General features: G+C 74.6%; 13 protein-coding genes. 5 read left to right on the top strand and 8 right to left on the bottom strand.

The genetic code is table 11. The features are described 5' to 3' along the window. Positions 1 to 154 precede the first annotated feature (154 nt). The 7 genes from ACZ4W5_RS20840 to ACZ4W5_RS20810 all read right to left on the bottom strand — a co-directional run bounded on the left by ACZ4W5_RS20840 (position 155) and on the right by ACZ4W5_RS20810 (position 6,916). A complete protein-coding gene (locus ACZ4W5_RS20840) occupies positions 155 to 601 on the bottom strand; it encodes a GNAT family N-acetyltransferase (RefSeq protein WP_465656080.1) in 447 nt (148 codons plus the stop codon). A 99-nt stretch (positions 602 to 700) separates the two neighbouring features. After that, positions 701 to 1,372 carry a class I SAM-dependent methyltransferase gene (locus tag ACZ4W5_RS20835; RefSeq protein WP_360236649.1) on the bottom strand — a complete coding sequence of 224 codons (672 nt, stop codon included), beginning with the start codon at positions 1,370 to 1,372 and terminating at the stop codon, positions 701 to 703. 30 nt (positions 1,373 to 1,402) lie between these two features. Continuing rightward, entirely contained in the window at positions 1,403 to 2,671 is a 1,269-nt protein-coding gene (locus tag ACZ4W5_RS20830) for a sugar ABC transporter permease (RefSeq protein ID WP_360236671.1), read from the bottom strand. Positions 2,672 to 2,742: 71 nt separating this feature from the next. Beyond that, the gene (locus tag ACZ4W5_RS20825; RefSeq protein ID WP_465656078.1) at positions 2,743 to 3,522 is read right to left on the bottom strand and encodes an ATP-binding cassette domain-containing protein; all 780 of its coding nucleotides are present in this window, start codon (positions 3,520 to 3,522) and stop codon (positions 2,743 to 2,745) included. Between the two features lie 65 nt (positions 3,523 to 3,587). After that, a complete protein-coding gene (locus ACZ4W5_RS20820) occupies positions 3,588 to 4,712 on the bottom strand; it encodes a sugar ABC transporter substrate-binding protein (protein ID WP_465656076.1) in 1,125 nt (374 codons plus the stop codon). Between the two features lie 139 nt (positions 4,713 to 4,851). Continuing rightward, entirely contained in the window at positions 4,852 to 6,237 is a 1,386-nt protein-coding gene (locus tag ACZ4W5_RS20815; protein ID WP_465656074.1) for a sensor histidine kinase, read from the bottom strand. A gap of 1 nt (position 6,238) precedes the next feature. Further along, entirely contained in the window at positions 6,239 to 6,916 is a 678-nt protein-coding gene (locus ACZ4W5_RS20810) for a response regulator transcription factor (protein ID WP_465656073.1), read from the bottom strand. A 125-nt stretch (positions 6,917 to 7,041) separates the two neighbouring features. On the opposite strand from ACZ4W5_RS20810, the gene ACZ4W5_RS20805 reads away from it, so the two are divergent. Then, on the top strand, positions 7,042 to 7,728 hold the full coding sequence (locus tag ACZ4W5_RS20805; RefSeq protein ID WP_465656071.1) for a PepSY domain-containing protein: 687 nt from the start codon (positions 7,042 to 7,044) through the stop codon (positions 7,726 to 7,728). Between the two features lies 1 nt (position 7,729). Next, complete coding sequence (locus ACZ4W5_RS20800; RefSeq protein ID WP_465656069.1) at positions 7,730 to 8,557, top strand: COG4705 family protein; 828 nt, start codon at positions 7,730 to 7,732, stop codon at positions 8,555 to 8,557. Positions 8,558 to 8,657: 100 nt separating this feature from the next. On the opposite strand, the gene paaK is transcribed toward ACZ4W5_RS20800, so the two are convergent. After that, entirely contained in the window at positions 8,658 to 9,992 is a 1,335-nt protein-coding gene (paaK, locus tag ACZ4W5_RS20795) for a phenylacetate--CoA ligase PaaK (RefSeq protein WP_465656068.1), read from the bottom strand. A gap of 276 nt (positions 9,993 to 10,268) precedes the next feature. On the opposite strand from paaK, the gene ACZ4W5_RS20790 reads away from it, so the two are divergent. The 3 genes from ACZ4W5_RS20790 to ACZ4W5_RS20780 all read left to right on the top strand — a co-directional run bounded on the left by ACZ4W5_RS20790 (position 10,269) and on the right by ACZ4W5_RS20780 (position 13,740). Continuing rightward, entirely contained in the window at positions 10,269 to 11,885 is a 1,617-nt protein-coding gene (locus ACZ4W5_RS20790) for a class I SAM-dependent methyltransferase (RefSeq protein WP_465656066.1), read from the top strand. Between the two features lie 79 nt (positions 11,886 to 11,964). Beyond that, entirely contained in the window at positions 11,965 to 12,225 is a 261-nt protein-coding gene (locus ACZ4W5_RS20785) for a hypothetical protein (protein WP_465656064.1), read from the top strand. Positions 12,226 to 12,576: 351 nt separating this feature from the next. Next, the gene (locus ACZ4W5_RS20780) at positions 12,577 to 13,740 is read left to right on the top strand and encodes an ROK family protein (RefSeq protein WP_465656062.1); all 1,164 of its coding nucleotides are present in this window, start codon (positions 12,577 to 12,579) and stop codon (positions 13,738 to 13,740) included. The last annotated feature ends 41 nt before the right edge of the window (positions 13,741 to 13,781 follow it).

Raw genomic sequence — 13,781 nt, 5'->3', positions numbered from 1 at the left:
AATTCTTCCCCCCTCCCCCCCCACCCCCCCCCGCCCCCCTCCCCCCCCCCCCCCCCCCCCCCCACCCCCCCCCCCCCCGCGCGTTCCCCCCGACACCCCCCCCCCCCCCCCCCCCCCCCCCACTCCGGCGGGCGCCGCGCCTAACCCGCCACGCCTAACCCGCCGCGCCGGCCAGGGGCTTGACCCAGCGGCTCCACTGCGGTTCGGGGTGGTAGCCGGCGGCCTGCCAGGTGCGGTGGCCGAGGGCGTTGTCGTCCAGCACCATCGCGTCGGCCCGGCGGCCGCCGAGCGCGGCGAAGCGCTCCTCGGCGGCCGCCAGCAGGGCGGCGCCGATGCCCCGGCGGCGGTGGTCGGGGTCGACGGCGAGGCGGTACAGGTGGCACCGCCAGCCGTCCCAGCCCGCGATGACGGTGCCCAGCGGGGTGCCGGGGTCGTCGGCCGCCGCGGCGACGATCAGGCACTCCGGGTCCCGGGCGAGCAGCGCGGCCACGCCCGCCTCGTCGTCGGTGATGCTGGTGCCCTTGGCGGCCCGGGCCCAGAGCGCGAGCAGGGCGGGGATCTCCTCGGGCCGGGCGGGGCGCAGCTCGATCTGTTCGGTCATGCCGGTCTGTCTAGCAGGGGCCCGGCCGGGCCGCCCGGAATTCCGGGTCGTGGACGGACCGCCGGGAGGGGACGGGCCGACGGAGGGAACGGCCGACGGTCAGCCGAGGCGCCACACCGTGGTGGTCTTGACCGAGGCGTCCTCCAGGTCCGCCACCACCGGCACCTGGTAGGCGGCCACCGCGGTGAACCGGTCCCGGGGCAGGTAGGCCCGGCCCGGGTCGCCGACGATGACGGTGGCGCCGCGGGCGGCGGCCCGTTCCAGGAAGGGCAGGAAGCGGGCGGCCATCTCCCGTTCGTAGAACACGTCACCGGCCAGCACCACCTCGGCCGGGGCGCCGTCCCCGTCCACCAGGTCGACCAGCGCGCCGTCCACCCGTACGCCGTTGGCCTCGCCGTTCAGGCCGATGGCGGCGACCGCGTAGGCGTCGATCTCGGCGGCCCGCACCTGCGTCGCGCCGCGCAGCGCGGCCGCCACGCCGACCAGCCCGGAGCCGGCCGCGATGTCCAGTACGGCCCGCCCGTCGACCAGTTCGGGGTGGTCCAGCACGTAGCGCGCGACCGCGACCCCGCCGGCCCAGGCGAAGGCCCAGAACGGCGGGGGCAGTCCGGCGCGGCCGCGCTCGCGCTCGGTGGTCTCCCACAGCGCGATGGCGTCCTGCGCCATGTGGAGGCGGATCTCGGGCACGAAGGGGACGGGCGTCAGCTCGGTCTCGCGCAGGATGAACGCCTGATCGGTGTCCGGTCGATGAACTCGCAGCTCACTCGGCATGCCCGCAGCATAGGGCCGATCGGACCGGGCTCACGCCCGCCCGGCGGCCCGCTGGGTGCGCCGGGCCAGCGAGTCGACCACGACGGCGGCCAGCAGCACCGCGCCGGTGATCATGAACTGGATGGCGTTGCTCAGGCCCTGGATGTTCATCCCGGACTGGATCGAGCCGATCACCAGCGCGCCCAGCAGCGCCGACCAGGTCTTGCCGCGCCCGCCGAACAGGCTGGTGCCGCCGATGACGGCCGCCGCGATGGCGTTCATCAGCAGGTTGCCGCCGCCGGAGGTCTGGCTGGCGGACTGGATCTGCGCGGCCAGGAACAGGCCGCCGACGGCGGCCATGGTGGAGCAGATGGCGAAGACGCTGATCCGGATCCACGAGACGTTGATGCCGGCCCGGCGGGCGCCCTCGATGTTGCCGCCGAGCGCGAACACCTGGCGGCCGTACGTGGTGCGGCGCAGCACGAAGTCCAGCACCACGATGAAAATCAAAAAGATCAGCAGGGCCAGCGGCAGCCCCTTGTACTGGTTGAGGGTGTAGGCGGCGAGGAAGGCGATCACCGCCAGCAGCACGGTCCGCAGCACGATGTCGGCGACCGGCCGGGACGGCACGCCCGAGGCCTGCCGTCGGCGGGCGTCGACCAGCGAGGCGAACAGGAACAGCAGCACGCCGACGGCCGCCGTGCCGTACGCGGCGATCTGCTGGCCGTAGATGGTGCTGTAGAGCCGGGAGACGATGTCCTTGCCGGAGAGGTTGACGGTGCCGCTGGCGCCGAGCACCTGGAGCATCAGGCCGTTCCAGCCGAGGTTGCCGGCCAGGGTGACGACGAAGGCCGGGACGCCGATCTTGGCGAAGAAGAAGCCGTGGACGGTGCCGACGATCGTCCCGCCGACGATCGCGGTGATCAGGGCGACCCACTGGTTGACGCCGTTGCTGACGTTCAGGACGGCGAAGATCGCCGCGCACAGGCCGCTGACCGAGCCGACCGAGAGGTCGATCTCGCCGAGCAGCAGTACGAAGACCACGCCGATCGCGATCATGCCGGTGCCGACGATCTGCTGGGACAGGTTGGAGAGGTTCTGCGCGGACAGGAAGCTGCTGTTGAGGCTGCCGAAGACCGCCCAGATCACGATCAGGGCCAGCACGACGGGCAGCGAGCCCAGTTCGCCGCTGCTCATCCGGCGGCGGAACTCGCCCAGGTAGCCCTTGACGCCCTCCTGGCGGACGATCAGCCGGGGGTCGACCGCGGGGATGGCCTCGGGGGCGACCGGGACGGGCGCGTTGACGCCGCCGGTGGGCATGGAGTCCTCGGGCAGCCGGGGGCGGTGGCGTCCGGGTTCGTCGCCGGGGGTGTTCCCGGGGATGTGGTCGCTCACTGGGAATCCTCCTGGCCACGGGCCCTGCGCCGGGTCACGGCGTTGTCCGTGGCGCCGGTGATGGCCGAGATGATCTCTTCCTGGTTGGTGCTGCGCTTGTCGAAGACGCCGTTGTTGCGGCCGAGGCGCAGCACCGCGACGGTGTCCGCGACGGCCATCACGTCCGCCATGTTGTGGCTGATCAGGATGACGCCGTGGTCCTGCTCGCGCAGCCGCTCGACCAGGTCGAGGACCTGGGCGGTCTGCTCGACGCCGAGGGCGGCGGTCGGCTCGTCCAGCATCACGACCTTGGGCGAGCCGATCAGGGCGCGGGCGATGGCGACGACCTGGCGCTGGCCGCCGGAGAGCGAGGCGACCGGGATCCGCACGCTGGGGATGCGGATGGAGAGGGTGTCCAGCAGGGTCCGGGAGCGCTTCTCCATGGCGACCTCGTCGAGGATGCCGAAGCGCCGGATCTCGCGGCCGAGGAAGAGGTTCCCGACCACGTCGAGGTTGTCGCAGAGCGCGAGGTCCTGGTAGACCGTGGCGATGCCCAACTGCTGGGCGTCCTGCGGCCGGTGGATGCTCACCGGTCGGCCCTGCCACTCGATGGCGCCGTCGTCGGGCTGGTGCACCCCGGCGATCGACTTGACCAGGGTGGACTTCCCGGCGCCGTTGTCGCCGACCAGGGCCAGCACCTCGCCGGTGTGCACCTCGAGTTCGATGTCGGTGAGCGCCTGGACGGCGCCGAACCGTTTGGAGACCCCGCGCAGGGCCAGTACGGTCTCACCTGGCACAGTGACCAACTCCCTTGCCCCGCCTCCGTGGTGGAGGCGGGGCGGTTCGGATTCCGGGCCGCCTACTACTGGAGGCCGGCGCTCTTGCAGGCGTCGGCGTAGTCCGGGGTGCAGATCTGGGCGACGGTGTAGAGGCCGTCCTGGACCACGGTGGTCTTGATGTTGTCCTTGTTGACGACGATCGGGGTGATCAGGTTGGCGGGCACCTTGTTGCCGCTGCCGTTGGTCACGGTGGTCGGGACCAGGCCGGCGTCCAGCGCCTTGCCGGCGGCCAGGGCGACGGCCATCTGGCCGGCGATGTCGGTCTCCGGCTTGAACGGCTTGTAGATCGTCATGGTCTGGGACCCGGCCACGATCCGCTGGATGCCGTCGAGTTGGGCGTCCTGGCCGGTGAGCGGGACGCTCAGGCCGGCCGCCTTGAGCGCGGTCGCGACACCCGCGGCCATGCCGTCGTTGGCCGAGTAGGCGCCGACCACGTTCGGCCCGCCGATCGCGGTGATCGCGGCGGCGGCCTCCTGGTTGGCGGTGTTCGGGTCCCACTGGGGGGTGTCGTACTCCTTGCCGATCTTGAGCTTGCCGTCGATCGCGCTGTGCGCGCCGGCCTTGAAGTCGGCCGCGTTGGGGTCGGTCGGCGAGCCGTTGATCATGAAGATCTCGCCCGCGTTCGCCTTGCCGTCGACCGCCGCGACCAGGGCCTGGCCCTGGAGCTCACCGACCTTGTGGTTGTCGAAGGACACGTACGCGTCGGCCGGGCCCTGGGCCAGCCGGTCGTAGGCGAGCACCTTGACGCCCGCGTCGTGGGCCTTCTGGACGGAGGACTGGATCGACTTGGCGTCCACCGCGTCCAGGATCAGCACCTTGTCGCCCTTGGTCAGGGCGGTGTCCACCTGGGTCTGCTGGAGGGTCGCGTCCTGGTTGGCGTTGTAGTAGTCGATCTGGGCGTCCGGCGCCAGTTCCTTGATCTTCTTCTCGATCAGCGGGCGGTCGAACTGCTCGTAGCGGGTGGTCTTGCTCTCCGGCAGCAGCAGACCGATCCGCACCGCGCCGACCGCCCCGCCTCCGCTCGCGGCGGCGGAGCCCGACGAACCGCCGCCCGACGAGGACTGCTTGGCGCTGCCGCAGGACGCCGCGCCGAGGCCGAGGGAAACCACTGCGGTCACCGCGAGGACGCGGCGGAGCCTGTTGCTCATCGGGAAGCCTCTCCGATCGAAATCCGCCCCCCTGCCCTCCGAGTCTGGGAAGCCATCAGCTCCTCCACGACCCAGGTGCGCCAAACGGGGGCGTGTCCGGGGCCGTCGGACCGCGGCCCGTGGGCGCCCGGTGCGGTCGCTACGCCCCCGCCAGCGGCAGCGCGGCGGTGAGCCGGGCACCGGCCTCCGTCGGGGTGACGGTGAGGGTGCCCCCGTGGTGGCGGGCGATGTCCCGGGCGATCGGCAGGCCCAGGCCGCTGCCGCCGTGGTCGCGGGAGCGGGCGTCGTCGAGGCGGGTGAAGCGTTCGAAGACCCGTTCCCGGTCGGCGGGCGGGATGCCGGGGCCGTCGTCCTCGACGTCCAGCAGGGCGAGACCGCGCCCGGGGTCGGCGGCCAGCCGGACGTGCACGGTGGTGGCGGCGTGCCGCTCGGCGTTGTCCAGCAGGTTGGTGAGCAGCCGGCCGAGCCAGAGCGGGATGCCGTCGACGGCGACGGCGGGGGCGAGGTCGGTGGTCCGGCGGTGCGGGCCGGGCGGGCGGGCCAGCACGGTGGTGGCGACCAGTTCGGTGAGGTCGGTCCGCCGGCGCGGGCGGTCGTCGGTGCCGCCGGCGTCGAGGCGGGCGAGCAGCAGCAGGTCGGTGGCGAGGGTCTGCAGCCGGTCGGTGTCCGCCAGGGCGCCGTGCACCAGTTCGGCGCGGACCGCCGGGTCCGGGTGGGTGTCGGCGACCTCCAACTGGGTGCGCAGCACGGCGAGCGGGCTGCGCAGTTCGTGCGAGGCGTCGGCGATGAACTCGCGCTGGCGGCGGCCGGAGGCCTCCAGCCGGTCGAGCATCGCGTTCATGGTGGCGGCGAGCCGGGCGATCTCGTCGGCGGTGCCCGGCTCGGGGACGCGGCGGTGCAGGTCCTGGCCGGTGATGGCGTCGACCTCGGCGCGGATCGCCTCCACCGGCCGCAGCGCCTGCCCGGTGACCTTCCAGGTGACCACCACCCCGGTGAGCAGCAGCAGCGGGCAGGCGACGGCGAGGCCGGCCTGGGTGATGTCCATGGCCTCGTCGGCGGCGCGCAGCGAGGCGCCCGCGTACACGGTGACCGGGCCGGTCGGGGTGTCGGCGGTGACGGCGGCGAGCCGCTGGCGGTGGTGCTCGTACAGCGGGTCGACGTCGTCGGTGGTGTGCGAGCCGGTGCGCCCGGCGGCGGGGAGGGCGGGGCGCCCGGCCAGGTTGGGGCTGGCCGCGAGGACGCTGCCGCGGGCGTCGACGACCTGGAGGAAGTCGGTGCCGTGCGCGGCGTGCAGGACGGGTGTCAGCCGTCCCTGGGCGGCGAGTTGGGCGACCGAGTCGGCCTGCTGCCGGGTGGCGGAGGTGGCGGAGGCGACCAGGTCGGCGCGGACGGCGGCGAGCAGTCCAGCGCCGGCCAGCGCGAGGGCCGCGGCCAGCACCGTACCGGCGGCCGCGGTGGCCCGGGCGCGTACCGTCCGGGGGACGAACCGGCGGAGCTGGGCGGGTAGTCGGCGAAGTCGGCGCACCTCAGCCGCCGGCCGGGTCGAGCCGGTAGCCGGCGCCGCGCATGGTCTGCAGGGCGGCCCGGCCGAAGGGCGCGTCGATCTTGCGCCGCAGGGCGTGGACGTGCACCTCGACGATGCTCGGGTCGGCGTCGTGGTGGGCGTCCCAGACGTGGTCGAGGATCTCGCGCTTGGAGACCACCGTGCCGGCCCGGGCGGCGAGGTGCTCCAGGATGGCGAACTCCCGGGCGGTCAGGTGGGTGGGGGTGCCGGCCCGGGTGCAGGTCCGGGCGTTGGCGTCCAGCACGAGGTCGCCGAGGGTGTGCAGCCGGGGGCGCTGCTGGTCGATCCGGCGGTGCAGGGCGCGCAGCCGGGCGAGCAGGACGACGAAGGAGAACGGCTTGGCGAGATAGTCGTCGGCGCCGGTGTCCAGGGCCTCGGCCTCGTCCCACTCGCCGTCCTTGGCGGTGAGCATCAGGATCCCGGCCCGGCAGCCGGCCGCGCGCAGCCGGGCGCAGACCCGGTAGCCGTTGAGGCCGGGCAGCATGATGTCGAGGACGATCACGTCGTAGGGGTGGCGCTCGGCGAGGGCGAGGCCCTCGGGGCCGTTGTGGGCGGTGTCCACGGCGTGGCCGTCGGCCTCCAGGCCGCGCCGCAGCGCGGTGGCCATCCGCTGTTCGTCCTCCACGACGAGTATGTGCATCCGTTCAGGGTGCCAGGCGGTCGTGGGCGATCTTGCGGCGGCTTAAGCGTGGGTTCAGGAACGGTCCGCCATGATCGCCGGGCGCGGAGCGCAGCACCGCACTTCCCAGGCAAGGAGCACACCCGATGACCGAACCCCAGTCGTCCTTCACCCCGTCGTCCGGCGAGGAGCCGGAGGTCCCCGAACTGCCGCCGCTGGCGCCCCGGCGCGGTCGCGCGCAGCGGCTGCGCGCCTGGGCGGGCGGCAAGGAGCGCCGGCTCGCCGCCGGGGTGGTGACGGTGGCGCTGCTCGGCGCGGGCGGGCTGGCGGTCGCGGCGGTGGCCCACGAGGGGCACGGGGAGGGTGGCCGCGGGCACCACGAGGCGGCGGCCTCGGCCGAGGACGGCGCCGGGCGCGGGGACGGGCACGGCTCCGAGCGCGGGGACGGGCGCGGGGACGGGCGCGGGCCGGAGCAGGGGCGCGGCCGTGGGCACGGGCACGGGCACGGGCAGCAGCGCGGCGGCGAAGGCCAGGAGCAGGGTCAGGGCCGCGCTCAGGGCCAGGGCCAGGGCCGGGCGCAGGGCCAGGCGCCCGCTCCGCTGCCCTCGGTCGGCGCCTCCGCCGCCCTGGAGAAGGCCCAGGCCGCCGTGCCGGGCGGGCGGGCCGAGTCGCTGCGCCGGATCACCGAGCAGGGCGGCGGCGCCGCCTGGGCCGTGTCGGTGGTCGGCCAGGACGGCGTGCGCCACCTGGTGACGGTGGACGGCACCAGCGGTGAGCTGACCTCCAACACCACCGCCGGGAACGCCGGTCCCAACGACGGCGCCGAGGGCTGACATGGCCCAGCCCACGACGACCCGCCCCGCCGCCGGCCGGCCCGCGCCCGACCGCCCCGCCCCGGGCCGCCCCGGGCGCTCCGGTGCCAGCAAGGTGCCCGCCGTGGACGGCTGGTTCTGGCTGGTGAAGGTGCTGACCACCGGCATGGGCGAGACGCTCTCCGACTTCCTCGCCAAGACCTTCGACCCGGTCCTGGCGGTGGCCGCCGCCGGGCTGCTGCTCGCCGTCGCCCTGCTGGTGCAGCTGCGGACCCGGCGCTGCGTGCCCGGGCTGTACTGGGCGGTGGTCGTCCTGGTCAGCGTGTTCGGCACGATGGTCGCCGACGTGGCGCACGTCGCGCTCGACGTCCCGTACGCGCTGTCGGCCGGCTCGCTGGCGGTGGCGCTGGCGGTGCTGTTCCTGCTCTGGCACCGGGTGGAGGGCTCGCTGGCGATCGACCGGGTGACCGGGCTGCGCCGGGAGCTGTTCTACTGGGCGGCCGTGCTGGTGACCTTCGCCCTGGGCACCGCGCTGGGCGACCTGACGGCGGCCACCCTGCACCTCGGCTACCTGGTGGCCGGGCTGGGCTTCGCGCTGCTGATCGCGGTCCCGGCGGTGGCGGCACGGTCCGGCTGGGTGGGCCCGGTGGCCGGGTTCTGGTGGGCGTACGTGCTGACCCGTCCGCTGGGCGCCTCCTTCGCGGACTGGCTGGGCGTGGGCGCCGACCGCGGCGGCATCGGCCTGGGCACCGGCCCGGTCAGCCTGGCCCTCGCGGTGCTGATGGCGGTGTCGCTGGCGCTCGCCGCGCGGGCGCACCGTCGGGCGGCGGCTGGACTCTCCGCCCACTGAGCGTCTACATTGCTGTAGACGTCGGAGGCGCACGGCATCACCCCCCGGACAGCCGTGCGCCTCCGGCCTCCTCCGCAGGCCGCTACCCCCGCTGCCCGCGCTACCCCCGCTCGTCGACCACCCGCTTGATCTTCCCGACCGAGCGCTCCAGCGTGTACGGGTCCACCACCTCGACCGCGACCGTCACGCCCACGCCGTCCTTGACCGCCCGGACGATCTCCGCCCGCGCCGCCTCCCGCAGCCCGGCCCCCGCCTCCGGGCGGGCCTCCACCCGGACGGTCAGCCGGTCCAGCCGCCCCTCCCTGGTCAGCCGCAGCTGGAAGTGCGGCGCGACCCCCGGGGTGCGCAGCAGGATCTCCTCGATCTGGGTCGGGAAGAGGTTCACCCCGCGCAGGATGATCATGTCGTCGCTGCGCCCGGTGACCCGCTCCATCCGCCGGAAGGCCGGCCGCGCGGTGCCCGGCAGCAGCCGGCTGAGGTCGCGGGTGCGGTAGCGGACGATCGGCAGCGCCTCCTTGGTGAGCGAGGTGAAGACCAGCTCGCCGCCCTCCCCCTGCGGAAGCACCTCGTCACCGAGCGGGTCCACCACCTCCGGGTAGAAGTGGTCCTCCCAGATGTGCAGGCCGTCCTTGGTCTCCACGCACTCCTGGGCGATCCCGGGGCCGATCACCTCGGAGATGCCGTAGATGTCGACGGCGTGCAGGTCGAGCCGCTCCTCGATCTCCCGCCGCATCTCCTCCGTCCAGGGCTCGGCCCCGAAGATGCCCACCCGCAGCGAGCTGGCGCGCGGGTCCAGGCCCTGCCGGTCGAACTCGTCCAGCAGGGTGAGCAGGTAGGAGGGGGTGACCATGATGATCTCGGGGCGGAAGTCCTGGATCAGCTGGACCTGCCGGGCGGTCATCCCGCCGGAGGCCGGGATGACGGTGCAGCCGGCCCGCTCGGCGCCGTAGTGCGCGCCCAGGCCGCCGGTGAACAGCCCGTAGCCGTACGCGATGTGCACCTTGTGCCCGGCCCGGCCGCCGGCCGCGCGGATCGAGCGGGCCACCACGTCGGCCCAGACGGAGAGGTCGTGCTCGGTATAGCCGACGACGGTCGGGCGCCCGGTGGTGCCGCTGGAGGCGTGGAGCCGGCGGACCTGCTCCATCGGGACGGCGAACATCCCGAAGGGGTAGCCCTCGCGCAGGTCGGCCTTGGTGGTGAAGGGGAAGCGGGCGAGGTCGTCCAGGGTGCGGCAGTCCTCGGGGCGCACCCCGGCGGCGTCGAACTTGCGGCGGTAGAGCTCGACGTGGTCGTAGGCGTGCCGCAGGGTGGCCCGGAGCCGGTCGAGCTGGTGGGCGCGCAGTTCGTCGACGCCCATCCGCTCGCCGGCGTCCAGGAGCCCGGGCGGGATCGGCTCCCCCAGGCGTCGGTCGGGGTCGGACGCACGGCCGGTCATCGTCGCTCCTTCGCAGGTCGGACGGGACTGGGAGCCCAACCGATCGTTCGGTCAGGACAAGCCCAGGCCAAGTAATCCAGCACCCGAACCACCTGTCAAGGGATCGCACGGCGTTCCCGGAATGTGCGGTTCCGGTGCGTTCGTACCGGTCCACCCCGGCCGCTTGATTGCCTGATATGAAAATCATTACGGAACTATTACCCGTCGGCCCCTCCCATCGGCCCGCACCCATGGTTCAGTGGTGCGGCTTCTCCCCCGCACCCCGGAGTGATCACCTTGGCCTCGACCCCTGCGCTGGTCAGCGCGCTGCGCGAGCTCGGCGACCGGCCCGCCGTCGTCGCCGACGGACGCGCGATCAGCGGCATCGGCCTGCTGCTCGGCGTCTCCCCGCCCGGCGGCCTGCCCCGGGCCCTCGCCGAACGCGTCGCCGCGCACGCCGCCCTGCCGCCCTCCACCGCCCGCGCCGCCGAGGAACGCCTCCGGCACTGGGCCGGCGTCCTGGGCCCGGCGCCCATCCGGCACACCGTGCTGCACCCGGTCACCGACCTCGCCGTCGAACTCGCCCTCGCCACCCTGCTGGCCGGCGGCACCGTGCACTGCCCCGACCCCGGCCTGCACCCCGAGGAGCAGCTCACCGCCCTCGCCGCCAGCGGCACCACCCACCTCAGCCTGCCCTCCGCCCTGCTCTGGCAGCTCAGCCGGCACCCCGGCCTCGCCGACCACGACCTCGGCGCGCTCCGGCTCGTCCTGCACGTCGGCCCCGAACCCCGGCAGGACGACGTCTACGCCGCCGTCGACGCCCTCGGGGCCGTCCTCGCCCACGTCCGCGCCCCGCACAGCCAGGCCGAAGCCGCCGACCGCCGCCTGCACGCCGACGCCCGGTCCGCCACCGCGGCCGCCTGGAAGCACAGCATCGGCATCACCGCCGAACAGGTCAGCGCCTTCGGCGCCCACCTCGACCGGGCCGTGCTCACCACCCTGCTGCACACCCTCCAGCAGGCCGGGATCCTCGTCGAAGCCGGTCCGGGTCCGGGTCCGGGTCCGGGTTCGGGCTCAGCGCCCGCCTCGGGCCCGGGCCCGGACCGGGGCTCCGTCCCGGCCCGCTCCGAGGCCGAGCTCCTCGCCAGCGCCCTCGTCACCCCCGCCCAGCGCCCCCGGGTCAGCCGCTGGCTCGGCGCCCTCGCCCGGCACGGCCTGATCTCCCGCCAGGACGGCGGCGCCCAGGGCCCGCTCTACCACGGCGCCCCCGAACTCGCCCCCGCCGCGGTCCGGGAGGCCTGGCGGCCCGCCGTCGACACCTGGGCCGACGGCCTCGGCAGCGCCACCGTCCTCGACCGGGTCAGACGCGCCGCCCTGCGCCTGCCCAAGCTCCTCACCGGCGACGAGGCCCCCCGCCCCGCCGCCGCCCCCGTCCGCTGGGCCGCCGCCCGCAGCTACCTCGGCACCGCCCTCGGCACCCTCGTCCGCGCCACTGCCGAAGCCCACCACGGGCCGCAGCCGCTGCGCGTCCTCGAACTCGACCGCGACGGCACCGAGACCGCCGTCGCCCGCGCCCTCGCCTCCCGCCCCCGGCAGAACGCCCACCACCACCTCGCCCCCGACGGCGGGTGCTACGACGTCGTCGTCGCCACCGCCGCCGGACGGCCCGAGGAGGAGGTCCCGGCCCTCGTCGAGCTGCTCGCCCCCGGCGGCCGGCTGCTGCTGCTCGCCCCCGTCGCCGAACAGCTCGACCTGCTGATCACCGGAGACCCGCTCGGCCTCACCGCCCACCCCGCCGAGCACTGGCAGTCCGCCCTCACCGCCGCCGGCTGCCCCACCGTCCTCACCCTCCCGGAGGCCGGGCACCCGATGGGGCTGCTCGGGCAGGGGCTGTTCGTCGCCCGGGTCGACTGACCCGACGGCCGTTACGATCGGGCGCATGGCCGCTTCCGCTTCGGTTTCCGCTCCGGTTTCCCCTTCGGTTTCCGCTTCCGTGCGCTCGATCCGCTCCCGGGCCTCCCTCGGCTCGATCGGCTCCATCGGTTCCGTCGGCTCGCTGCTGTCGATCGGCTCCGTCGGGTCCGTGCTCTCCATCGGCTCCGTCGGCAGTGTGCTGTCCATCGGCTCGGCCGGGTCCGTGGTCAGCGCGTTCTCCGCCTGCTCCTGGCTGAGCGTCGGCTCGCTGCTGTCGGTGCGCTCCCGGTGGTCCGTACGGGGCCGGCGCCCGGGGCGGGGGCGGGGACCGTCGCGGTGACCGGGGCGGGGACCGGGGCCGGGATCGGGTGGTGCCCCGGGCCGGGACCGTCCGTGGCCGAGCGGTGAAGCACGGGTCACGTACCGCCACCCGATCCGTACCATTTCGATACCGAAGCCCAGGTGAGCTGCGGGAATCCTCGCCGCCCGGGGCGCTCCCCCGGTAGGCTCCGGCCAGGGCGGGCCCGGCGGGGACTTGTCGGACGCGCCCCAGTCCTCCGGGCCTCCGTACGGGCGGCGCCGCGCCGCCCGTTCCGCGTTCCGGGGGCAGACCCCCGCGGGCCGTTCGGTGGGCTCCGCGGACTCGACACCGCGCGCCAGGGCAGTCGCGCGAACGGCGAAGGGCATCGCATTGGCGGATCGGCTCACCGGAGGAGACTCCTCGCTGCTGCGGCGGATCAACGCCGCGGTCACGCTACGGGCGCTGCGGACCGGCCACTCCGTGACCCTCACCCAACTCGTCGGCGAGACCGGGCTCTCCCGGCCCACCGTCGAGGGCGTCATCGAGGGCCTGGTCGAGACCGGCCTGGTCGCCGAGGTCGAACAACCCCGGGAGGACGGTCAGTCCGGCACCGGCCGCCGCGGCCGCCCCGCCCGCTGGTTCCGCTTCCGGGCCGAGGCCGGACACATCCTCGGCATCGAGATCGGCGTCCACGACATCCGGGTCATCCTCGCCGACCTCACCGGCGAGGTGGTGGGCAGTCACTTCAAGCCCGTCGACGAGACCCTCGACGCCGAGGAACGGCTCACCGCCGTCCGCACCGCCGTCGCCGAGGTCCTCCGCAAGGCGGGCATCTCCCGCGACAACCTGTGGTCCGTCGGCATCGGCACCCCCGGCATCGTCGACCGCGAGGGCACCGTCCGGCTCGGCACCGCCATGCCCGGCTGGACCGGCCTCGACCTCGGCGCCCGGCTCCGGCGCTCCTTCCGCTGCCCCGTCCTGATCGAGAACGACGCCAACCTCGCCGCCATCGCCGAACACTGGCAGGGCGCCGCCGTCGGCGCCGACGACGTCGTCTTCGTCATGGCCGGCCTCAGCCCCGGCGCCGGCTCCCTCATCAACGGCAGGCTCCACCGCGGCTACGGCGGCGCCGCCGGCGAGATCGGCGCCCTCCACCTGCTCGGCCAGGAGGTCACCCCCGAGAAGCTGCTCTCCACCACCGGCAAGCCGCTCAACCCCCTGGACGAGGCAGCCGTCGCCCGGGTCCTGCGGCTCGCCCGCGAGGGCGACGAGGTCGCCAAGGTCGCCATGGACCGCTTCCTCACCAGGCTGGTCCAGGGCGTCGCCGCCCTGGTCCTCGCCATCGACCCGCAACTGGTCGTCATCGGCGGCTGGGCCGCGGGCCTGGACGGCGTCCTGGAGCCGCTGCGCGAACGCCTCGCCCAATTCACCCTCCGCGCACCGGAGGTGGCCCTGGCCGCCCTCGGGTCGGAGGTCGTCTCCATGGGCGCCCTCCGGGTCGCCCTCGACCACGTCGAGGACCAGCTCTTCGCGGTCGACCCGCCGAGGGTCTGACGACGGCCGGTCGGTCGGGACCGTACCGGGACCGGAACCCA

Source organism: Kitasatospora sp. NPDC029367 (genome assembly GCF_055569135.1).
Note: the sequence above shows the minus strand (reverse complement) of the source record. Positions and strands in the feature narration are given on the sequence as shown.